The 22,271-nt window shown below is 69.8% G+C and carries 18 protein-coding genes; 8 read left to right on the top strand and 10 right to left on the bottom strand.

Going from position 1 to position 22,271, the window contains the following annotated elements; genetic code table 11:
* Positions 1-19: 19 nt before the first annotated feature.
* From LNK82_RS00330 to LNK82_RS00305, 6 genes are all read right to left on the bottom strand, one after another.
* Positions 20-613 (bottom strand): maleylpyruvate isomerase family mycothiol-dependent enzyme, encoded by a 594-nt coding sequence (locus tag LNK82_RS00330; protein WP_230564834.1) that lies wholly within the window; start codon positions 611-613, stop codon positions 20-22.
* Between the two features lie 96 nt (positions 614-709).
* Positions 710-2,056 carry a wax ester/triacylglycerol synthase domain-containing protein gene (locus LNK82_RS00325; protein ID WP_230564833.1) on the bottom strand — a complete coding sequence of 449 codons (1,347 nt, stop codon included), beginning with the start codon at positions 2,054-2,056 and terminating at the stop codon, positions 710-712.
* A gap of 97 nt (positions 2,057-2,153) precedes the next feature.
* Entirely contained in the window at positions 2,154-3,038 is an 885-nt protein-coding gene (locus LNK82_RS00320; protein WP_230564832.1) for an SDR family NAD(P)-dependent oxidoreductase, read from the bottom strand.
* Positions 3,035-7,807, bottom strand: a complete 4,773-nt coding sequence (locus tag LNK82_RS00315) for an SDR family oxidoreductase (protein WP_230564831.1) — start codon at positions 7,805-7,807, stop codon at positions 3,035-3,037. The genes LNK82_RS00320 and LNK82_RS00315 overlap by 4 nt, the downstream gene beginning before the upstream one ends.
* On the bottom strand, positions 7,804-9,105 hold the full coding sequence (locus tag LNK82_RS00310; protein ID WP_230565127.1) for an acyltransferase domain-containing protein: 1,302 nt from the start codon (positions 9,103-9,105) through the stop codon (positions 7,804-7,806). Before LNK82_RS00310 ends, LNK82_RS00315 begins: the two co-directional genes overlap by 4 nt.
* A 48-nt stretch (positions 9,106-9,153) precedes the next feature.
* Complete coding sequence (locus LNK82_RS00305; RefSeq protein ID WP_230564830.1) at positions 9,154-9,588, bottom strand: carboxymuconolactone decarboxylase family protein; 435 nt, start codon at positions 9,586-9,588, stop codon at positions 9,154-9,156.
* 228 nt (positions 9,589-9,816) lie between these two features.
* Between LNK82_RS00305 and LNK82_RS00300 the strand changes: the two genes are divergently transcribed.
* From LNK82_RS00300 to LNK82_RS00280, 5 genes are all read left to right on the top strand, one after another.
* A complete protein-coding gene (locus tag LNK82_RS00300; protein WP_230564829.1) occupies positions 9,817-9,978 on the top strand; it encodes a hypothetical protein in 162 nt (53 codons plus the stop codon).
* A 630-nt stretch (positions 9,979-10,608) separates the two neighbouring features.
* Complete coding sequence (locus LNK82_RS00295; protein ID WP_230564828.1) at positions 10,609-10,986, top strand: non-canonical purine NTP pyrophosphatase; 378 nt, start codon at positions 10,609-10,611, stop codon at positions 10,984-10,986.
* A gap of 574 nt (positions 10,987-11,560) precedes the next feature.
* Positions 11,561-11,869: a hypothetical protein gene (locus tag LNK82_RS00290; RefSeq protein WP_230564827.1), complete on the top strand. Its 309-nt coding sequence runs from the start codon at positions 11,561-11,563 to the stop codon at positions 11,867-11,869.
* Positions 11,870-11,971: 102 nt separating this feature from the next.
* Complete coding sequence (locus tag LNK82_RS00285) at positions 11,972-12,304, top strand: hypothetical protein (RefSeq protein ID WP_230564826.1); 333 nt, start codon at positions 11,972-11,974, stop codon at positions 12,302-12,304.
* Complete coding sequence (locus tag LNK82_RS00280; RefSeq protein ID WP_230564825.1) at positions 12,292-12,624, top strand: hypothetical protein; 333 nt, start codon at positions 12,292-12,294, stop codon at positions 12,622-12,624. The genes LNK82_RS00285 and LNK82_RS00280 overlap by 13 nt, the downstream gene beginning before the upstream one ends.
* 94 nt (positions 12,625-12,718) lie before the next feature.
* On the opposite strand, the gene LNK82_RS00275 is transcribed toward LNK82_RS00280, so the two are convergent.
* Complete coding sequence (locus LNK82_RS00275; RefSeq protein WP_230564824.1) at positions 12,719-13,453, bottom strand: alpha/beta fold hydrolase; 735 nt, start codon at positions 13,451-13,453, stop codon at positions 12,719-12,721.
* Between the two features lie 102 nt (positions 13,454-13,555).
* Between LNK82_RS00275 and LNK82_RS00270 the strand changes: the two genes are divergently transcribed.
* Together LNK82_RS00270 and LNK82_RS00265 are read left to right on the top strand one after the other, a co-directional pair.
* Positions 13,556-14,509, top strand: a complete 954-nt coding sequence (locus LNK82_RS00270) for a helix-turn-helix transcriptional regulator (protein ID WP_230564823.1) — start codon at positions 13,556-13,558, stop codon at positions 14,507-14,509.
* An 808-nt stretch (positions 14,510-15,317) separates the two neighbouring features.
* Entirely contained in the window at positions 15,318-16,676 is a 1,359-nt protein-coding gene (locus LNK82_RS00265; protein WP_230564822.1) for a vanadium-dependent haloperoxidase, read from the top strand.
* 235 nt (positions 16,677-16,911) lie between these two features.
* Here LNK82_RS00265 and LNK82_RS00260 read toward each other — a convergent pair whose 3' ends face one another.
* Together LNK82_RS00260 and LNK82_RS47475 are read right to left on the bottom strand one after the other, a co-directional pair.
* Positions 16,912-17,637, bottom strand: a complete 726-nt coding sequence (locus tag LNK82_RS00260) for a nucleotidyl cyclase domain-containing protein (RefSeq protein ID WP_230564821.1) — start codon at positions 17,635-17,637, stop codon at positions 16,912-16,914.
* Positions 17,638-18,283: 646 nt separating this feature from the next.
* A complete protein-coding gene (locus LNK82_RS47475) occupies positions 18,284-19,495 on the bottom strand; it encodes a zinc-dependent alcohol dehydrogenase (protein ID WP_230564820.1) in 1,212 nt (403 codons plus the stop codon).
* A 286-nt stretch (positions 19,496-19,781) separates the two neighbouring features.
* Here LNK82_RS47475 and LNK82_RS00250 point away from each other — a divergent pair, with 286 nt between their 5' ends.
* The gene (locus tag LNK82_RS00250) at positions 19,782-20,927 is read left to right on the top strand and encodes a histidine decarboxylase (RefSeq protein WP_230564819.1); all 1,146 of its coding nucleotides are present in this window, start codon (positions 19,782-19,784) and stop codon (positions 20,925-20,927) included.
* A gap of 29 nt (positions 20,928-20,956) precedes the next feature.
* Here LNK82_RS00250 and LNK82_RS00245 read toward each other — a convergent pair whose 3' ends face one another.
* Positions 20,957-22,180, bottom strand: coding sequence for a metal-dependent hydrolase family protein (locus LNK82_RS00245; protein ID WP_230564818.1), 1,224 nt, complete (start codon positions 22,178-22,180; stop codon positions 20,957-20,959).
* Positions 22,181-22,271 lie beyond the last annotated feature (91 nt).

The raw sequence follows: 22,271 nt of genomic DNA, 5'->3' as shown, positions 1-22,271 counted from the left end.
GCACGGCGTATCGGCGTGGTCAGGTGAAGACCAGGTCGTCGGTCACCGAATCCCGCCCGGCGAGCCACATCCCCAGAGCCTCCCTCGTGCCACGGACCTCGCGCGTGCACGGTGAGCGGGCGCCGATCTCGGGATACCCGTCCGTGGGCACCACCCGGTACCGCAGGACCCTCAGGTTGGTGATCAGGCTCAGCAACACCCCGTCCCAGAGGATGAACGTGGACACGGTGGCAGGGAGGTCCCTGCGCAACCCCAGTCCCCGCACGATGTCCTGATGGTGGATCGCAAGATCCCCCAGGGCGACCACAGCACCGATCCGGCTGGACAGGGACGGCTGGTCCGCCCAGGTCCGGGCGCGTGCCATCAATCGGCTCCGCGGCAGCCGGCGGGCGCGCTCCACCTGTTTTCGGTTGGCGGCGTGGACGAAGGGGCCGTAGGGGAGGTAGGAGGCTGCGAAACTGTCCACCGCCAGGAGGTGCCCGAGGACGTCCCGGGGAGACCACTCGGTGCACAGCGTGCGACCGGATTCGAAGGTGTCATCGGACAGCTGATCCAGGGTGGCGATCAGGCGACACCTCTCGGCGCGCAATTCCTGTTCCAGGGGGAGCCGCACTGCTCCAGCCTCCTGTCGGTTCGTCGGTCGGTCTGGGGTGTCTCGAACCTCGAGGCCGTTCCGCGTCGGCGGTTCTCCCGTCGCGTGGCGGCCGGGTCAGCCGGTGATCAGTTCGTGGAGGCTCTGTTCCAGGCAGTGGTGGAAGAGGCTCGTGTCCGTGACGGCGGCGGGGTCGAGGTTGGTGCCGATCGCGCACGTCCCCTCGTGTGAGGCCATCGATATGTTGGCCGCGGCACCACCTCTGGGCGCCCAGGCGACCGCGTTCGCCACGCGGGCGCCCGCGGCGAAGGTGGCGTGGGAGAACCCGGGAACACTCGTGACCACGATGTCGACCGCGCTCCGCAGCACCGGGGGGAAGAGCAACCAGTGGACCAGGCCCGGGACCCAGGACCCGAGGTTGGCCAGAGTGGTGTGCACGTCTTGGACAAGGGCGCCGCGGGCCTCGGTGATCGCGGAGTGCACGGCCGCCATGCGCGCCGGGGCCGGCATGTCGCCGATCGGTCCCGCGATGCGCACCGAGGCGATGATGTTGCCCGCGCCGGTCTCGAAGGGTTTGCGTATGTTCACCGGCACCAGGGTCGGCACGCTCCTGTGGTTCACCCCGTGGTACGCGTGGTAGCGGTGGAACGCGTCCAGCACCGCGGAGACGTAGGCGGAGGTCACGGATACACCGGCGGCTTTGCCGGCGGCTTTGAGGTCGGTCAGCGCAACGGTGACCATGCCGCAGCGGATCGCGGAGCTGCGCTCGCGCAGAAGTGGCGAAGGCGTGACGGGCTGGAGCAGTTGCGCAGCGGCCCGGCCGGCGAGGCGGACCCGGTCGCCGGCGGCGCGTGGTGTCGTCAGCCACCGCACGCTCTGCCGCAGAAGCGTTCTCGTGCCGTCGGTGACGCCGTGGGCCGCGGCGGACAACGGGAGGCGCGTGATGGGGGCAGTGCGCGGGACGGTGTGCTCGCTGGGGGCCCGCGGCCCGCGGGGGAGAACTGTCGGCGCGGCATCGGGCAGCAGCCTGTTCATGACCGAGACGATGGTCACGGCATCACCGATGCTGTGGTGCCACTTGAGCAGGATCGCGGCCTGGTCCTGCTCGTAGCCCTCGACGAGCGTGGCCTCCCAGGGCGGGTGCAGGGGGTCGAAGTCCGCGCCGTTGCGCCACTCGACGAGGTCGAGGAGGTCCCGCCGGCCGGCCGGCTCCGGGAGCCGCATCCGATGGACGTGCCGGGTGAGGCGGAAGTGCGGGTCGGGTATCCACGCCGGGGTTCCGGCTCGTACCGGTGTGTCGAGCACCCGGTGGGTGAGCCGGGGGAGGCTCTTGACGATCCACTGGCAGCCGTCGAGGAACGCGTTCCAGTCCGGTGTCCTGTCGAGGTACCAGAGCCAGGTGACGTGCGGACGGGTCAGGGGGTTGGCCCCCATGCGCCAGAAGAGCGTGTCAGTGCCGTTCATCGGGCCGGGCGAGGACCACCCGGCTATCGTCCGGGTTGCGTGCATGGTCACTCCTCCGGGCACGGTGTCGCGTATGCCGTGCCCCTGGGCAGATGTCTCATGAGAGACCAACCAGTTCTTCGGACCGCTCCCACACGGCGTGTTGCAGGCCTGTCCGGAAGCGGTGCGGGGAGGGTGGCAGGAGAACGGCGCCAGGTGTCGTGGAGTAGAAGCCGCCGTTGCGGCCGGCGAATCGCGGGTCGCCGGCGAGCCGCAGGGCGTGCTCGGCAGCTTGACGAGCGCTTCGCACGAGCGGGGTCCGTTCCGCCAGGGAGAACAGGCGCGCGCCCATCGGTATGTTCCTGACGAGCCCGGTGGAAACCAAGCCTGGGCAGAAGGCGTTGGCGACGATGCCGCGTGAAGTCCACCTGCGTGCGATCTCCTGTGTGACGAGCACGTTGAGCAGCTTGGAGCGGGCGTAGACGGCCACGGAGCCGATCGGACCGTACCGGCCTGGTTCGGCAAAGGTCCGGGGATCCATGCGCAATACGCTCCGGTGCGACTCGGAGGCAACCATCACGATGCGTGAGGGCGCTGCCCGCTCCAGCAGGTCCGCGAGCAGGTTGGTGAGGAGGAAGGGGCCCAGGTGGTTGGTGGCGATCATCCTGTCGAACCCGTCGACGCTCACCTCGGGTCGCAGATCGTGCGTACCGGCGTTGTTGATCAGAACGTCGAGACGCGGCAGTTGCCGGTACACCTCTTCGGCAACCGCGCGCACGTCCTGCAAAGCCGAGAGGTCAGCCACAAGCATCCGGACAGCGGCGGACGGGCTCTCCCGGTGCAGTTCGACCAGCGTCGCCTCGCCCCGTGCGCGGTCGCGGCAGATGAAAAGCACATGAGCGCCCGCCGCGGCGAGTTCCCGGGCGATCTCCTTGCCTATGCCCGAGGTCGCGCCGGTGACGACGCAGTACGCGCCCGCCAGGGCTTCAGTCGACGTGGTCATGTCGCCATCTCCACCAGTTCGACACCGGACATCTCCAGCAGGAGCCGGCCGGTGGGAGTGACTGCTCGGTAGACGCCGTCCCGATCGACTGACACCACGAGCCCGTGTCCGTGACGAAGCAGCAGGTCGTGGTCGTTGGCGCCCTGGGTGTGCAGATGGACGCGCGACACGGAGCGGGGCACGAACAGCGGGTGGTCGCGTTCACCGGCGGGACGCAGAGCGGATGTCCTCAGCGCGGCGCACATCAGCAGTGCCGGTGTCGTCATCGTGCGCAATCCGGGGTACCCCGCCAGTTCGGGGGTCCACTTGCCGCGCGCGAAGGAGCCGTCCACGGAGCAGTGCGAGAGATTGCGGAAGGGGCCACGCAGCGACACCGGGGCCTCCGGGACGGCGTACGGATCCCGGGCGGGCACGGGGGCGGCAGAGACCGGAGGGTTCCACAGAGGGGCGTCCGGCAGGGGATCACGGGACAACAGCACCTCGGTCTCGAAGTGGCGGAGTGCTCCCGGCCGCATCCGGCCGTTCGGGCCGAGGGTGTCGGAGTGGATGCTCACCGCCACGACTGTCCTGGGCTCGTCACCGGACCGGTGCCCCACCAACCGTGCCCTGATGCGCAAGGGAGCAGGTCTACTCCGGGTGAACGGGCGGATGAAGGTGTCGAACCGGGCGTCCCGGAACCCGGTGGTGAACGTCCCCGGAACCAACGCTTCCGCGGCCTGCGCGGCGATGTCCAGGATGAACGTCGCGGGCACGGTCGGTTTGCCGCTGACCAGGTGGTCGTAGAGGTGAGGTTCTTCGTCCGGGGCCATCGGGTGGGCCCATTCCCCGCTGGGACGCGGGTCCTGCGGTGATGATCGCCAGGACGGCCACAGGCGGCTCGCGGGACGTGTAGACGGCTCGTCGTGCACCAGGCCGGGGAAGTGGTGCCGCAGCCGGTCTCGTTCCGTGCTCCCCAGGTAGACCGACGTGCCCCCGGCTCGTGCCGCGGCCGCGAGCTCGTCCAAGAACTGCGCTGTGCCCTCGGCCGTGGATATGGGGGTGAACTGCGCTTGACGTGAGACGTGCTCCTGGTACAGGGAGTCGGATCCCATGCCTGTCTGGCGCCACATCGTGAAGCCGACGGTGATCTCCTCGGAACCCGTGGCCGTCTCGGCGGTGGCCTCCAGGTAGGCATTGCCCGAGGCGTAGTCCGTGTCGCCGGGCGCGCCGCCGGATCCCGAGTACGAGCCGATGTTGCACCACAGGGCTGGTTGCCCCGGACCCAACGCCGACCTGAGGTGGAGGTGGCCGAGCACTTTCGTGTCCCGTACCGCGCGGAACACCTCGAGACTCTTCTTCTCGAGCAGGGTCGAGGCCACCTGCCCGGCCGCGTGGACGACGAAGTCGACCCGCCCTTCGACGCTCAGCACCCGTCCGACTGCCCCTCGGACCGACTCCTCGTCCCGGATGTCACATGCGAGGTAGTGCACTCGGTCCTCACCGAACAGGTTCTTGAGCGCCTGCAGTCTGCGGTGCAGCTTGCGTTGCTTCAGCAGGGCGTCCGCACGGGCGATCACCGACTTCGGGGTCAGTTCGGGCAGCCGCTCGCGGAGGCTGCGGACAAGGTCGGCGCGGGTCCCTGCGAGCCGCTCGTCCTTGATGTCTTCGAGCTCCGGTGGCAGGCGATCTTCGGTGCGGCCCAGCAGCCACAGAGTGGGTCGTGCGTGTTCTACCAGAGCTTCGAGCAGGGCTTGGACGATGTCGCCCGCCCCGCCTGTGATCAGACCGACGGATCCGTCGGTCAGCGGCAGGGCCGAGGGCGGGACGGAGGCCGTGAGGGGGACCGGGTGCAGTGCTTCGGTCCAACGCCTTCCCTGGAGGTAGGAGACGGAGGGAGGCGGAAGTGGGCGGACGGTGCGTTCCAGCGCCGCGCGGGTGAGCAGACCGGGCGTGACGGGCTCGTCGGTGGTGAGCGTGAAGGCGACTGTGCCCGGGCGTTCCCAGCGCAGGCTCTTGACGAACCCGTCGAACAGCGAAACTGCGGGATGCGTCGTTCGGTCGCCCGGTGCCCCGCCCAGCAGGACGGCCAGCGAGCTCTCCGGCTGCCAACGCGACCACAGGCGCTGGGTGACGAGGAAGACCGCGTCATGAAGGGCAAGCGCGTGTGGCACGGAGAGCGCCGCCAGGTCTCCCAGCACCGTCACGTGGGGAGCCGCCGAGTCGACCGCGGTGAGCATCTTGTCCACCGAGGCCTCGGACATCGACTTGTCGCTGGTGTACGGCAGGTCCAGGACGAGTGAGTCACTGTGGTGAAGGTCGTCGCGGATCGTGGCGTCGACATCCGGGCCGGCCAGGAGCACGACGCCTCGGCGGGGTAGCGACGGTGGCGGTGGGATGCCGGCCGCGCTGTGTCGAGGCGCGGCCTTGGCCACAAGCTGCTTCCTGTAGCGGCTGGTCAGGCGCTCAGGGCCTTTGTCCTCCTGCCCCGAGTGCGCCTCGTCGGTCGCTTCGACCAGGAGGGCCGTGTCCTGGTGCTCGGCGGGCAACCGCGCGGGCAGGGCTTCGCGCTCCACGGCTCGTAGGAGGGCCAGAGCGTGGTCGGCTGCCAGGTAACTGCGGTCCTCTGGTGCCGGTGACCGCTCCTGCGGGGCGGCATCGAAGGACAACCGGGCGAGCACCGGCAGTTCACGCTCTCCGGCGGTGCGGCTCGTCGTCACGGCGAGCAGGAATGCGCCCTCGCCCAAGGGTGCCGGCCCGAGCCCCGCCAGGACGGCGTTCTCGGTGTTCCCGTTGCCGTTGACCGCGACGACCAGCGCCAGATCCAGTTCACCGGTCCTGAGGTAGCGATGGGCTACCCGGAGGGCCGCGAGCGTGCCGTCCCTTCCGGCGTCGATCGCCATGCACGGACCGTGCAGGTCGTAGCGGGCCGCGATGCGGGAGGCGATGACGTTCGGCAGCGCGCCTGCCTGCGAATCCTCGGTCGTCGCCGGGAACCGCTGACGGGTCGCCTCCAGGTTCCGCGCCACGTGTGAGAAGGCCGGGTCGGTGCTGTGCCGGTCGAGCAGCCAGGTCGCGTCGTGGGCGTAGCAGCGCACTGCCGTTCCCACCAGTGCACGTGGCATCCCCGTGTGCGCGGCGATGACTCCCGTCGTCTCCCGAACGTCCGCCCAGATTTCCCCGTGTTCCGCGGCGAAACGCGCCGCGACCTGCAGCGCCATCAGCTGACAGGGGTCGACAACCGGTATCGTGCGCCCCGACATCCGGACGTCGGCGGGTGCCGGCGCGGGGTAGGGCAGCGGAAAGCCGGCTTCCGGCGGAGGCGCCGCGCCGCGCAACCAGTCGCGGACCGACGTGGTGGACGGATCGCCCGGCAGGTGAGCCGACCAGGCGACCAGCACCAGCTGTCCCGTGTCCGGCTGGACCGGCGGACCGGAGCGCAGACCGTTGGCGTCGGGTCGATCGGCGACCAGCAGGTGCGCATTGGTCCCGCCGAAGCCGAAGGCCGATACGCCAACGGTGCGGGACTTGTCCTGCCTGGGCGGGAAGTGCACGGCTTTGCCCGGTACTCGGACCTGCGCGCCACTCGTCCGGCTCTCCGGCTCGTCCGCTCCGAGCTGTCCGGGTATCCAGCCGTTGCGCAGGGCCAGTAGCGCGTGCATCAGGGAGAGAACGCCGGCCGTCCAACCCGTGTGGCCGAAAACCGGTTTGTTGCTGCTGCACCATTGACCGGAGTCAGGACCGAGGGTCGTGAGGACCTGTGACTCCACACCGTCGCCCGCCGGTGTGCCGGTCCCGTGCGCGACGACCCAGTCGACCTGCTCCGCCCTCACACCGTTGACCGTGCGGGCTCGCTGAATGGCGCGTTGCTGACCGGCGGGGTTCGGAGCCGAGATGGACTTGCCGCGGCCGTCCGCGGCACCGCCGAAACCGAGGAGGACCCCGAGGACAATGTCGCCGTCCTCGCGCGCCCTCTGCAGCGTCTTCAACGCCACGATCCCGGCGCCGTCGCTGAACAGCGTCCCGTCCGAGGCTCCCGTGAACGCCCGGACTCGACCGCGGGGGGAGAGCCCGCTCAGTTTGGAGAACATCACCGCCATGGTCGGATCCACGACGTTGACGCCACCGCAGTAGGCGATCTCGCACTCACCCGCGAGAAGGGCCTTGCAGCCAAGATCGACGGCATAGAGGGACGACGCACACGCGGTGTCGACGACGAGCGCCTCGGTCATCCGCTCCGTGAGGCCCGTGAAGGCACCGCGCACCACGGCGTCGGGGCCGGCAGCCCGATCGAGGGCCACCGCGTGCCGGTAGTGCTCGAGCAAGGCCGCCCGGACCTTCCCGGCTTGCTCGTCGCCCGGCGCCGATCGGGCGAGGAGCTCCACCAGCACCGACTCGACGAGGCTCTGGCTGCCCCCGGGCCACGCGCCGACGTAGGCCCCGCAACGGTAACCCGGTTCGATCCGGACACCGGACCGGGCCTGAAGAACCGTGTGCCGCAGCCAACGCACTGCGTCGTCGCGGCCGGGAGCGGCGTCTTTCTCCGCTTCCAGCAGAGCTGGGTGGGGCCGGAAGTCGTGCAGGTAGCCGGCGCGGCGAGCATAGGTCCTGTCCGGCTCCTGCCGGTCCTGCGACCAGAACCTGCTCAGTTCGAAGCGATCCCCCGGTTCGCTGAAGACGTCATGCCCGCCGTTGACCGTCCTCCACAGCTCACCGGGACTGCAGGCACCGGGTACCGCGACGCCCATGCCCACCACGGCGACCAGGACGTCGGCCCCGCTCGGCGCGCTCATCGGCGCTGCTCCTCCACCAACTCGGCGATCTTGTGCAGGGTGGTCGCGCGGACCCTTCGCTCGGCCGGTGGTTCGGCCAGTCCGTACTGCTTCCGCACCCGCTCGAACAGCGCGAGTTGTTTGGCGGAGTCGACACCCAGGTCGGCTTCGAGGTCGATGTCGAAGGACAGCATCTCCACGGGGAAGCCGAGATCCTCCGCGTACATGTCGGCCAACTCGGCCAGGACGTCGGCGCGGGTGGCCGGCGAATCCTGCTCGGTGGGGACCACCGGCTGCGGTGACCCTTGTGCTTCGTCTACGACGGCCTCGTCCGGGCCGAGCCGGGCCGGGAGCGGGCTCCAGCTCACCGGGATCTCCGCATCGTCGAGGGCGGCGGTGATGCTCTCCACGTCCCCGCGGCTGGGCAGCAGAGGAAGTGCCCGCGCGGATGTGGGTAGCGAGGATCTGACGATGCCGGTGAGCGCCTGGCGTGCACCGGCCTCGACGAAGGTCGTGATACCCGACCGGAACAAGGAGAGCAGCGCGTCGTAGAAGCGCACTGGTGCCACCATGTTCCGGGTGATCACCTCGCGGACGTCCGCGACGGTTCGAACGTGCCGGCCCAGGATCGGCGAGAACACCGGCACACGGGGCTCGGTCAGCCGCACATCTGCCGTGGAGTCGCGAAAGATGTCCGCCGCGAGCTGCAACAGCGGGTTGTGGAAGGCATATCTGGCCCGCAGCCGAGTGGCGCGGAAACCGAGGCCGGTCGCGACGTTCTCCGCCGCCTGCAGGGATGCCAGCGGACCGGAGACGACCGTTTGTCCCGGCCCGTTGTCGATCGCCAGGCGGAGTCCGGGATCGTCGAGCAGCCCCACGAGGTGCTCGGTGCGCCATGCGGGCACGTCCAGCGCGAGGAGCCCGCCCTCGACCGGATCGGCCCGGCGAAAGGCTTCCGTCCGGGTGCACGCCATGCGGGCGACGTCAGCGACCGAGATCGCTCCCGCGGCCGACAGCGCGGCGAACTCGCCGAAACTGTGGCCGACCAGGACGTCGGCCCGCGGTCCGAGCCCGGACAACACCTCGAAACCGGCCGCGTTGATGGCGTAGATCGCCAGGTCCAGTTGGTCGCTGTTCTTGGCGAGGAGATCGTCCAGCGGAGCCGCGTCACGTTCCAGGACCAACGGTGCCACGGGCTCGAAGCCGTGCTCGGCAGCCGCCGCGTCGATCGTCTCGAGTACCTCGACCGCCTTGGGGAAGTGCCGTGCTCGATCAGCGAGCACCCCGGGCAGGTAGGCACCCTGACCGGGAAACAGCACCGCCAAACGTGAAGTCATGAGTGTGCCTTTTCGTGAGGTCGAACGAAACTACTGATCCTCGTGCTGCAGGAGGCCCTGATCGGTGTAGAAGGCCTTGGCGACGGCGAGGGCGTTCAACGCCCTCGGGAACCCGGCATACGCACTGATGTGGGCGAACAACGCGACAACGGAGGCGGGAGGGACGCCGATCCTGTGCGCGATCGCCAGGTGGAGCTTCAACTCCTTCTCGGTGTCGCCCAGGACGGCGAGCGCCGTCAGGGTCACCAACTCCCGTTCACGGTGATCCAGCCCCGGCTCGTGGTGCAGCGTCCCGAAGACCGTCTCGATGACCAGGCGTGCGGTGCTCCCGCTGACCGCTCCCAGATCATCGAGGAATCCCTGCACGGCCTCGTGGCCCGCCAGCTCATTCGCCGTTTCCAGGCCACGCTCGTACCTACCGGGTTGGTTCCGGTGGCGGGCCTCAAGTGGGTTCTCTGCTGTCATCACCAGTCATTTCGTCGAGTCCGGCGGACTTCAACGAGGAAGTGGGCTGGACGGTGGTGGGCTCGGGTTGTCCGGGCCCGCGTGGTGGATCGGCGGGTTCGTGGTGCGGTGTCGCCGCACGTGCGCCCACGCCGTGACCGACTCCGCGTGGGGCGCCCCGAACCGCACGACCTCGTCGTCGCCCGACCGGCCGCGGACTGCTGCGGGACGGCGAGGACTTGGACGACGGTGCTGCCGGTGGACAGGCCGGAGGTGACCGTGCCGGTGTCGGTGACCACCAGGGTGGCTCCCACCGTGGTGGAGGTGAAGTCGGAGGAGGTGGTCGAGCTCTGGCCGGTGTTCCAGGGTTGCCCAGCAACACGCATGGCCCGTACCGCGTCGTGGAATTGACGGTGACCTTCTGCGGGGTCATGGTCAGCGGCGGGGTGTAGGTGTCGTTCTGGCTGCTGGGTGGGGTGCAGGTGACATCGAGCCTCCGGCCGAGGCCGTCCCCGCCGGGCCCGGCACGAGCAACGCCACAACGGAGGCAGCCGTCATCGGCGTGACCGTGCCGGGGTGTAACAGTGTGATCATCATCGCTCTCCATCCGGGCGGTACTCGGAAACCGGGGTGGGGCGTGAGTACGCGACCAGTACCCAACGATGCTCCGGTCAGACGTTTCATGACAGGACCATACGAGGGATTGCATGCCGACTTTCGGCTTATCATCGCCGCCGCCATGCGGCCCTGAACCCCGCCAACCGGGTGCGGGCACGCCATCATCGCCTGACAGCACGCACTTGTCCGTTCCGTGCGGTAGCGGAGGGTCGGCCTGGCCCGGGGTGATCAATCCGTCGACCACCGCGACCGCGCCGCGCTTCGCAGGCTCGCGGAGGCAGGCGGTTCGGCGGAGCGCCTTCAGCACGGCCGTTGACGGTCAGACCGCGTCGACGACCTCGGGCACCTGTGATGTGAGGGATTTCGACCAGGGCCGTGTGGTGCGGTTCGATCCGGTCCCCGAAACGCTCCTTCCTGTCCACCATGGGCACCCAGGGCATTCTCGACATGGTGGCTGGCCTCGAGGACCGCACCACCGTCATGACCGGACTGGGCTACGCCGACGTCGATGGCGTCCGGGCCTTCACCGGCTCGCTGTCCGGCACGCTCACCACCGAGCGCCGCGGCGCCGGCGGCTTCGGCTACGACTCCATCTTCGTGCCCGACGGCGGCGACCTGACCTTCGTCGAGATGTCGAGCGAGCAGAAGAACGACATCTCGCACCGCCGGCTGGCCGTCAAAGAGCTGGGCAAGGGACTCCGGCCGAACTCACCCCCGCGCGCGTCCATCGCGGGTTCCGCAACCTCCACGCGAAGATCGCCAGCCCAGCAGGGGTGCCGAAACCTGTCCAGCCCGGCCTAGGGCGACCGGCCGGATCGAAGAATCGTGTTGTCGCGCAACGCTTCGAGGTCGGTCTACTCCTGGCCACGGACCAGGCACACACCCGACCGGCCCACCACAAGAAGGGCACCAAACCCGCTGAACGGGTTGAAGACAAGCTGAGAGGTGTCCGCATGCTGTTCGGTTCGGCCCAAGATGGCGGTGTGCAGGGGTAGTCGGCGGGGCGGAGTTCAGGGCTACATGGGGATGGGGAGTCGGACGTTGGCGTGTGGTCGCCCGGCTGGTCCCGTCGCGGCCGTCCGGACATGGCCATCCTGGGTGGCCGACGCGTGCCCGTGCCCAGTCGGGGCTCGTGAGTGCCGCCCGGATGGAGAGCGATGACAATCAAACCGTTACGCACCACCGGTCGTCCTGACCACGGCCGCCTGCACCCCTGCCCTGCTCGTAGCGGGCCCGGCCGGGCTGGCCTCGGCCGGGGTGCTGGACGTTACTTGCACCCCTCCCGGCAGCGACCACTCGACCTGCACCCCGCCACTGACTGACCCTGGCCCCGCAGAACGTCACCCTCGGCGTCACGGCGCAGTACGGGCCGTGCGTGTCACCGAGCAACCCGGCCCTGACCTCCGGCTCCCGCACCTCGACCGCCTTGGTGTCGGGGCGCTCGTGCCTCGACCTGCTCGACAGTGGGTCCGTCACCGCCACCATCACCTGGAACACCGGCCAGACCTCGACCATCGCCACCAACCACACCGCCACCGGCACGGTCACCTCGGGCCTGTTCACCGGGAGCACCGTCCTCCAGGTCTTCACCGGCCCGGCCTCCGACGTGCTGCTGTGCACCGCCGGCCTGGGCACGGTCTCCGGCATCTACGCCGTCGCCACTCTGGAGATCACCTCACTCTGACCCCGCCAGCGGCTGCCCCGCCACCAGTTTCGCGGTCGGTCGGCGAGGACGAAGTCGTCACAGGGCCGGCGGGCACGCAGGTGTGGCTGCGCTCCGATTCCGGTGCGGGGCAGGTCGTCCTGGCCGGGGCACCTGACGGCGGCGCCGGACTTCGAGCTGTTCGACACGGCCGAGTTGCCCGAGGTCGAGCCGTTCGGGCTGCTGGGATCACGGCCCGCCGAGGTCGTCGCCGAGGCCGAACGGTGGCGCGATCACCTCGTCGAGGTCGAGACCGGGCTGCCTCCGAACCCGGATCCGGGCGCGCGGCCGCGTCCTGGCTACGACCCGCTGACCACGACGTTGGCCTGGTCGGCGGCGTCGACCTGCGCGCCGCGCGCACTTCCGACGCCGCCGGCCAGGCCGGCGCACGCCTCGTCGACGTCTTGCGCGAGCTGATCACGGCCGAGACCGACGAGTCCACGGGCACCCGGTCGCGGTTGATGGGGCGCGCGATCAATCGGGTCGAGCAGCTGCACGGCGCCGGAGTGGTGCCGCTGCCGGGCAAGACCGCGTTCTACGCGCCAATCGGACGCCTGTCGGCCGGGCGGCCCGCGTTCGGCTCGGCGGTGATCCGCCGGCAGTTGGCCAACCGGCCCGACGGCGTGTTCACCGCGACGCTCGCGGCGCGGCCCGGTGAGCAGGTCCCAATCGGCCTGCCGCACGAGCGGCTGCTCGACATCGACACGCGGATGCGCAGGCCGCCGCGCGGTCGGTGATCGTCCCCGAGCAGGTCGTGATCGACCACGGCAACGTGTTCGTCTCTTCGTGCACGCGTGTGGCCAGGCATGCGTCTGTGCCGATCTGGCGAGGTCAGGAGACGGCGGCGTCGAGCAGGTCGGCTAGTTCGGCGGGCGCCGAGAGCATCGGCCAGTGCCCCGTGGGCAGGCCGAAACGCCGCCATGGAGGCTGGTTCAGGTAGGCGAGCACCGGAATCCCGGCATCGAGCAGGGCCTTGAAGTCGTGGCAGGCGATCAGGACGCGGTCCACGCCGGGATCAGGGTCGGTGGGGTCGGCGAGGCGCTGGGTGTAGGTGCCGAACGGATGCGGGGTGGCACGCGCAAGCAGACGCTCCAGCTCGGGCTCGTCGAGTCCGTCAAGGCTGCTGGACATGCCGAGAATGTCGATCGGCGGCATTGCCAGCTGCCACCCGTCCCCGAGGGTGGCGACCTGCTGACGCAGCTGGTCGACCACCTGCGGTGGCATGAGGTCGAGCATGCACATGCCTGAGGCGAACGGGGCGCTGTCCACGTAGACCACGCGCTCCAGCCGGTGGCCGAGGCGTCCCGCGGCCCCGGTGACCGGAGCGGCGGCGTAGCTGTGGGCGACCAAGGTGATGTCACGCAGGTCCTGTCGCTCGACCAGATCGGTGATGTCGCTGATGTGGGTGCTCAGGTTCGTCTGAGGACCGCCCAGGTCGGCGCGCTCGGCCAGGCCCGTCAGCGTCACCGCTACCGCGGTGTGGCCGCGCTCCCGCAGAGCACGAGCAGTCTCTTCCCAGGCCCATGCCCCGAGCCAGGCGCCGGGAACCAATACGAAGGTAGCCATGTGATCTCCCTGAAGTGCGGTGTTGGCCGGGAGCGTAAGCTCGATACAGGACACAATCCGCCCTATAATGTTGAGTGATCAATGTCGCATCCCCTCACCCGTGTGCTGACGCTGCTGGAACTCCTCCAGTCCCACGCTCGACTCACCGGAGCCGAACTGGCCGAGCGCCTCGGCACCGACGTCCGCACCGTGCGCCGATACACCGCGCACCTGCGGGACCTCGGTATCCCTGTGGAGGCAGAACGCGGCCGCTACGGCGGCTACCGGCTGGCCCGCGGATACCGAATGCCCCCATTGGTCCTCACCAACGACGAGGCACTTGCCGTTGTCCTGGGCCTGGTCGCCGCGGAACGCCTCGGCATGGGCACCACGGTGCTGGCCAGTGCGGGCGCCCTTGTGAAGATCGAGCGGGTGCTGCCGCAGGCGCTGCGCGAACCGCTCGCCGCCATCCGCGAATCCCTCGCATTCACCGGCAACGCCGTCATCGGGCAAGCCCCAGGGGCCGGCATCCTGCTCGCCTTGGCCCAAGCCGCCCGCAGCCGCACGACTGTCTGCATCAGCTACCAGTCGTGGCGCCGGCAGCGCACCGAACGCGATGTCGATCCCTACGGCGTGGTCTTCCACAACGGCCGCTGGTACCTCGTCGGTTACGACCACCTCCGAGAGACCCTGCGAACCTTCCGCGTCGACCGCATCGAATCCGTTGCCTCCCAGGCCCGCGACTTCACCGCTCCCAACGGCTTCGACCCCGTCGCCCACCTGACCTCGGCTCTGGCGCAGGTCCCCTACCGCTGGCAAGTCGAGGTGACCATCCACGGACCCGTCGACGCGATCGCCCGCCGACTGCCCCGCTCGGTGGCAACTCTCACCGCCGACACCACCGGCGTCCTCATGCACGCCCGCGCAGAACGCCTGGACGGCATGGCTCACCTGCTCGCCTCCCTGGAATGGCCGTTCACCATCCACCGCCCCGACGAACTACGGCAAGCCCTCAAGACACTGGCCAGCCGGCTCGCCGAAGCCGCAGAGCGAGAACCGGGAGAACGACGGTCGTGACGCCGAACCTCATGCTCCTCGTGTAGCTACCCCCGACTGCACGGGATGACCGAGGGCGCGGAACCGTTGTCGGTGAACGTAGAGCGCTCATCAGGACCTCTGGGAGTCCGGGGGGTGGCGTCGATCCTGCGACGCGTCCGGGGCGGCGGGCCGAGCACATCCTCGTGCGCCCCGGCTTCCTCTGCGCTCCGTACGACGCGGCCGGACCGAGACCAGCTTGGGCGGCCTGGTGGGTACTCGTTGAGGACTCCGTCCAGGCGATGCTGTCGGTGGACGCAGCACCAGTACGCACACTCAGGATGTCGAACCGAAAGCTCACCTGTCTGCAGGTCGATTTACTTTCGGACCGATAAGGTCATCGGCACGCCCGATCTTCCTGCACGGCAAGAAGAATGACCCGGAACGACTCACTCTTTTGTCGAAGATCGTCAATGAGTGCCGAAAATCCGCCGAGGCTAAGGGTGTGTGCCCGCTGCCGACCATCTGAGGGGCGGAGTCGTGCACTCACGGAAGTGCCGGTGATATTCCACGAGAATCAGGAAAAGCGCCGTTGTGGCCATGGCGACACCTGCCGTAACATGCCGGTCAACGACCGCTCGGGACCACTTGGAGCCGCCGTCCCGACGTGGCCTGGAATCGTCTCGTCCTTCGGAAGGGCGGCGGTATGTATCCGAAATCGGCCACCAAGCGGGTTATTGCTCGGGTGTCGGCTGCGGTCTTCGCTTTGACCCTGCTGTCACCACCCGTACGCGGTGGAACAGACCCCGGGATTCCGTTCGACCTGGACACCGGAAACGCCATCGCGGAAGTGGTGATCCCGGCGGAGAACCCGCTCTTCCGCACCACGGTGGCCCCCAGCGACGCGTCGCTCGTCATCCGGTACACGGTGCTGCTCAACAACGCCTGGTTTGACGCCATAGCGCCGTACCACCCGACCGCGGTGGGCATCGCGTCCCGGCTCGGTCGCCGGCCGGCGACCGAGCGGGCGACCAACAGGGAACGCAACATCGCCATCATGTACGCGAGCTATCGCGTGCTCAACAGCCAGCTGCCCCAGTTCCGCGCGCAATGGCGCGAGATGCTCAGCTCGACCGGGCTCGACCCGGACAACGACAGCCGCGACACCACCACGCCCGCGGGCATCGGCAACCGCGCCGGTGAGGCGGTGATAGCCAGTCGGCTGCACGACGGCATGAACCAGCTCGGTGACGAGGGCGGCCGGAAGTACAACCGGCAGCCGTATGCCGACTACCTCGGGTACCGGCCGGTCAACACCGCCGACACCATCCGGGATCCGTCCCGCTGGCAACCGAACGTGGTGACCAACGGCAACGGCGTCTTCCGCGTGCAGGAGTTCGCCACACCGCAGTGGAGCGTCACGCGGCCGTACTCGTACCGCGACCCCGCGGAATTCCCCCTGCCCCCGCCCGTGAACAGCGACGCAGTCCGCAACCCGGCCGGGTACAAGCGCCAGGCGGACGAGATCCTGCACGCCTCGGCCAACCTGACCGACCACCAGAAGATCCTCGCCGAGACCTTCAACGACAAGTTCCGCGCGCTGCCGCCCGCCTTCCGGCACATCGCGGCCGCCAACAAGTACGACCTCGACCAGTTCGTCTTCCTCGACGCCCTCTCGAACGTGGCCCCGTTCGACGCCGGGATCGCGACCTGGCACTACAAGTTGCGCTACGACGCGGTCCGCCCGTTCACCGCGATCCGCTACCTGTACGGCGACCGGAACGTCACCGCCTGGGGCGGCCCCGGTCAGGGCACCGTCACCGACATCAAGGGCAACGAGTGGCGCAGCTACCTCGAGACCTCGGACCACCCCGAGTACCCGTCGACCTCGACCGCGTTCTGCGGCGCGCTCGCCCAGGCGGCCCGCCGGTTCACCGGTTCGGACGCCCTCGGCCTGTCGATCCGCGTCGCCAGGGGCGCGTCAGTGGTCGAACCGGGCATCACCCCGCGTGCCGACACCACCCTGGGCCCGTGGGAGACGCTGACCGAGTGGGAGCAGGAGTGCGGCCTCAGCAGGCTCCTGGGCGGCGTCCACTTCCGCTCCGCCATCGACGCCGGCCGTGACTTGGGCAGGCGCGTAGGTGACCGCGCCTACGAGTTCCTCAAGAAGCACGTCGACGGCACCGCGCCACCGCCACCGGGGAGCTGAAGCGCGGGCGCCCGTCGGGACAGCGGTGCCGCGACCTCCACTGTCCCGACCGGCGCTGCCGACAGCCGGGCTGGAAGCCGGCGGCATGGGTACCGCAAGTACTCGAAGCTCCTGGAGGCGGTCGCGGTCCGGCGTGTGATCGGCGGGCACGCCATGACGACCAACCCGTCTCGACCGGCCCACCGGGGCGTGACCGGAACGCCGCCCTCGCCGCCGTGCGCGCCGCCGGCGATGCTCACGCCGGATGGCTCGGCAGCGCCGGTCCCAGCCCTCTGCCTGTGCCGTCGGTGCCGGACCCGGTCGAGGCGGGGCTTCCCGGTGCGGTGCCGAGTGGTACGGGGTCGGCGGTCGGCCGCTGGAGGACGGTGGGATCGGGTGGGTAGGGGCAGTCGGGCAGGGCAATCCACGCCAGATCGCGGATTTCCCTGAATGCGACCTCGACCGGTCGGAAGGTGGCCGGGTCCATGGAGGCAGAGTGGCGGACGATGTCGTCGAAGATCAGCCGGGACACGATCATCGCCGCCACACCGGGCGAAGCGGCCAGCGCCATCGTCAACGATGCGGTGTTGAGCAGCCGGAACGCCATGGTGAGCGAGGTAGAGGCCACCCCGTCCTGGCCGAAGACGACCTCCCCGGCGTGCACCGCCACCCGGAGCCGTGCCCGGGCGTCGTGGTGGCTGGAGGCATTGTGCCTGTGCACCGCGCGGACCAAGGCCTCCGGCAGCACCTCGACCAACCTTGCCTTCGAGTACTCGGGCGGGACGAGGACCACGACGCTGTCGTCGCGGTCCTCGCTGTAGCACGCCTTCCACGGCACCCCCGCCGCCGCCAACGCCTCTGCGACCATCGTGTACAACCCCGCACGGACGCAGAGCTGGTGGGGCAATGCCTGGGCACCGGATTCCTCCACGTCGACCAGGACCATCGTGCGGTGAACCGCCTGTCGACCCACGCCTGCCACGTCAACCCCTTCGCGATCGAGACCTCTTGGTCCGCCGATGGACCGCAGTTCTATCGGACCGGCGCGGAACGGGTTCACGTCATCTGCGGCACGGGTCGCTCGTTCGGCCGTACGTGTCCACTCGATCGGGTGGCGGGCCGCCACTACCTCCGGCTGTCCAGCGGCCTTTCCTCGGTCACGAGCCCTCGCGTAGCCGTTGCCGTGCTGACATCGTCGTGGGTGAATGTCCCGCAGGGACCGGATTGGAGGACAGGGCCGAGGGCGCCGCAGGTCAGCGCGGGCGCGATGGTCGAGGCAGAGCCGGCCGCGGTGAGACGGGTGTGCGCGCAGGGTGGTCCGTGGACAGCACCGGCAACGAAGCCCTCGACCGGGAGCAGTACAGGCAGGCAATCGCCGTGCGGCACCGAGCCCGTCGACCAGTGCGGCGGGGCACCGCGCTGGACGGCGATCGCGACCGGGTCGTCGTCGGCCGGGTCGTTCGTCACCGCGGGCGTCCCCCGACCGCCCCGTCGAGGGTCGAGCTGCCTGGGTTGACCGCGTGGCGTGGCGCGCTGGTCCGGCCGGCACTCGAGCACCAGGCTTCTTGTGCCTTGCACAGGCTTACCCAGGGCGCTCGGCTCGACGACGTCGTTCGCGGCGGTGCCGACTACGCGACTTCCAGCACTGTCTTCAGCCAGCCGTCCTCTCGGCGGTCGAAGGACTCGTAGGCGCTCACCGCGTCGACGGGCTCCTCGCGGCGTGTGATGAACGCGGTGGGGTCCACGGTCCCGCTGACCACGAGGTCGAGCAACCGGGGGAGGTAGAGGCGGTGGTGGCAGTTGCCCATCTTGAGGGTGAGGTTCCTGTTCAGCGCCTCGCCGATCGGGAAGCCGTCGAACCCGGGTGGGTAGACGCCGATCACACCGATGCTGCCCGCTTTCGCCACGGCCTGCACCGCCCACCGCAGCGCCAGGCTGGGCGCGTCACCGGGCACCCACTGGTCGCCTCGGGGCGCGGCGTCCGGTGCGGCTTGCCGCCGCTCCTGCTCGAACCGATCGGCCCACTGCTCGACCTGCTCGGCGGCGGGACCGGTCTTCGGGCGCTCCGCGTCCACGCCGACCGCCTCGATCACGCGGTCCGCGCCGATGCCGCCGGTCAACTCGCGGACCACCGCCACCGGGTCCTCGGCGTTGAAGTCGACCGTCTCGGCGTTCTGCTCGCGTGCCTTGTCCAAGCGTGAGGCAATGCCGTCCACGACGATGACACGAGCCGCACCACACCGCTTCGCCGACGCGATCGCGAACTGCCCCACCACGCCGGCACCGAGCACCAGCACCGTGTCGCCGTCGCCCACCTCGGCCAACCGGGCGCCGAACCACGCCGTCGGGAAGACGTCGGACAGCAGGATCGCCTGCTCGTCGCTCACGGCGTCCGGGACCCGCACCATGCTCGTCATCGCATACGGCACGCGGGCGTACTCGGCCTGCAGCCCGTTCACCGGACCGGTCGCCTCCGGTCCGCCGAAGAAGCACGTGCCCGCGGACGGGCCGTTCGGGTTGGCCGTGTCGCATTGCGCGAAGTACCCGGCACGGCAGTACGAGCACGCGCCGCAGGCGATCGAGGACGTCACGACCACGCGGTCACCAGGGGTGAAACCCCGCACCGCGGGACCGACCGCCTCCACGACGCCCACCGCCTCGTGGCCCAGGATCGTGCCCTCGACCATTCCGGGTATGGTGCCGCGCACCAGGTGGAGGTCCGTGCCGCAGATCGCGCTCCGGGTGATCTTCACGACCGCGTCGGTCGGTTCCAGGATCTTCGGATCGGGCACCTCATCCAGGCGGATGTCCCCGACGCCGTGCCACACAACGGCCTTCACCGCACTCGCCTCCTACGGTTCGCCCTGTCGCGGCCGGTTTCCCGGCCCGACGACGCGGAAACAGGACCCTGCGCGGTTCACCCGGTCGCGCTTCACCCGTTTGCTGCCGGCGGTCGGTGCGACGTTTCCCCATGAAAGGGAATCGTCCACCCGGGAACGGTATTCGGCGCATCGAGATCGCGAGTTGTGGCACCGGCGGAGTGCTCGTACCGTCGGGACGTGGGGAGCGACGACAAGCTCGTGGTGACCACCCGAAGGTAACCCGCCGCGGGCGAGGAAGGCCACCATGCTCACACCTGCGGAATTGCGGATACCGGATCACGGCACCGGCGGCACGGAGGACGGTGACGTGGAGCTGCTGCGGCGGTTCGCCGAGTCGGTCAGGAAGCGGCAGGAAACGATGCTCGGGTTCCCGGTGAACCTCGATTTCGACTACCGCGTCCTGGCCGATTTCCTGTCGCTGCACCTCAACAACGCCGGCAGCCCCGGCCAGAGCAGCGAGTACGGCATAGATTCCAAGCCGTTCGAGCAGGCCGTCGTCGCCTTCTTCGCCGATCTCGCGGGCGGGGTGCCGGGGGAGGTCTCGGGGCACCTGGCCCACGGCGGTACGGAGGCGAACCTGTTCGCCGCCTACGTCGGCAGGGAGCGGTACCCGGACGCGGTGCTGTACGCCTCGGCGGAAGCGCACTACTCCGTCCCCAAGATCGCTCGGATGCTGCGCCTGCCGCACGTGCCGGTCGACACCGGTGCGGACGGAGCCATGGGCCTGGACGCCCTGGCCCGCGAGCTGGGGCAGCGGTCGGACCGGGCCGCCCTCGTGATCGCCACGATCGGCAGCACCGGCCGCGGTGCGATGGACGACGTACCGGGTATCCGGCGGGTCGCCGCCGAAGCGGGGGTGCCAGGGGTGTTCGTCCACTCCGACGCCGCGTTCGGCGGTGCGCTGGCGGCGTTCGGGCGTCCGCCGAGGCCGTGGGCCTTCGCCGACGGTGCGGACAGCGTGTCGGTCAGCGGGCACAAGATCATCGGGTCACCGGTGCCGAGCAGTGTCGTCCTGGCCCGCACCGCGGACGTGGGGACCGTTCGCCAACCCGACGCGGCCGTCGGCAGCGACGACGACACCGTCGCGGGCTCCCGCGACGCGCTGTCGCCCTTGTTGCTGTGGTACGCGCTGCGCCGCCTGGGCCGCGACGGGCTGGCCCGACGGGTCGGGCACTGCCTGGAAGTGACCGACCACGCGGTCCGCCGGTTGACAGCGGCCGGTCGGCACCCGAGCCGGGTCCCCGGCAGCAACGTCGTGCTGTTCGACCCGCCCACCGACGACGTGATGCGCAAGTGGCACCTGCTCAACCAGCACGACCACGCGCACCTGGTCGTCATGCCGCACGTGACCGCGGAACACGTCGACAGGCTCTGCGCCGACCTGTCGTGACGGACAAGCTCGACGGCACCACCGCTCGGCTACCGGCCGGGACTGCGCTTGATCCGCCCTCCCTGCATGACGAAGTCGACGGCCCCGGTGGCGTCGATGTCGTCGAACGGGTTGCCGGGCATGGCGATCAGGTCGGCGAGCAGATCCGGGCGGACGGTCCCGCGATCGGGTGTGTCGAGCAGGGCGGCCGCCTCCGAGGTGGCCGCCCGCAGCGCCCGCAGCGGACTGAGGCCGGCGGTCACCATCGCCGGGAACTCGCGCCAGTTGTCCCGGTGGGGGAAGACGCTGGCGTCGGAGCCGAACGCGAGCCGGACATCGCTGGCCGCCGGGTAGGGCGTGCACTCACGCAAGCGGTCCTCGTGCCGGCGGAACGCCTCCCTGAGGTGGGCGGGCTTGTCCGCCCAGAAGTCGTCGTCGTCCAGGTGGCCGAGGCACTCGACGACGATGAACTGGGTCGGGACCAGCCAGATCCCCTTCTCGGCCAGGACGGACAGCGTTCCCGGTGAGGCGAGCGAGGCGTGTTCGACCGAGCGGACGCCGGCGCGCGCGGCCCGCAGGACGCCCTGGTCGTTGAAGGCGTGCACCGCACACGGCCGCCGCAGGTCGCGTGCGGTCGCCACCAGCGCGTCCACCTCCTGCTGGGAGTAGGTGACCAGCTCGGGGTCGTCGATGGGGGAGCCGAACCCGCCGGTGCCGGCGTACTTGATCCAGTCCGCGCCGAGCCGCGCCTCCGTGCGCACGGCGCGGACGACCTCGTCGATGCCGTCGGCGAGCACGCCCAGCTCGACGCCGAAGCGGTCCGGCAACCCCGCGGACTTGTCCCCGTGGCCGCCTCGGCCGGAGATGATGTGCGGAGCGACGACGAGCCGTGGGCCTTCCACGACGCCGTCCCGCTGCGCGTGCCTCAGGTCCACGGTGATGGTCTGGTCCGGGCAGCCGAGGTCGCGCACCGTGGTGAAGCCGTTGTCCAGCAGCGCCCGCAGTGCGGGCAACGCCGCCAGGGTCTGGGAGCCGGCTGAGGTGTCGGGCGGCAGTTCCGGCACGACGTGGACGTGGCAGTCGATGAAGCCCGGCAGCAGGGTGCGGTCCCCCAACTCGACGACGTCCGCATCCGCACGGTCGCGCAGGTGTCCGCCCACGGCCGCGATGCGTTCCCCTCGCACGAGGACCTGGACGGGCCCGGACGGATGATCGGACATCCCGTCCCAGAAGCGGTCCGCGATCACGAGCGTCGGTCTCGGCTTGTCGGACATTCCACCTCACTTCTCCCGAAAAGGCCCCCACCGCCGGTCAACCGGATCATCTCCATGCCGTTTGCCCTATCGGAAGGTTCACCGCGAGCGG

Origin of the sequence: Saccharothrix luteola, from assembly GCF_020859565.1 — a bacterium.
In the GTDB taxonomy this organism is placed as follows: Bacteria; Actinomycetota; Actinomycetes; order Mycobacteriales; family Pseudonocardiaceae; genus Actinosynnema; species Actinosynnema luteola.
The sequence above is the reverse complement of the archived record's forward strand: the minus strand, read 5'-3'. Positions and strand labels throughout refer to the sequence as shown.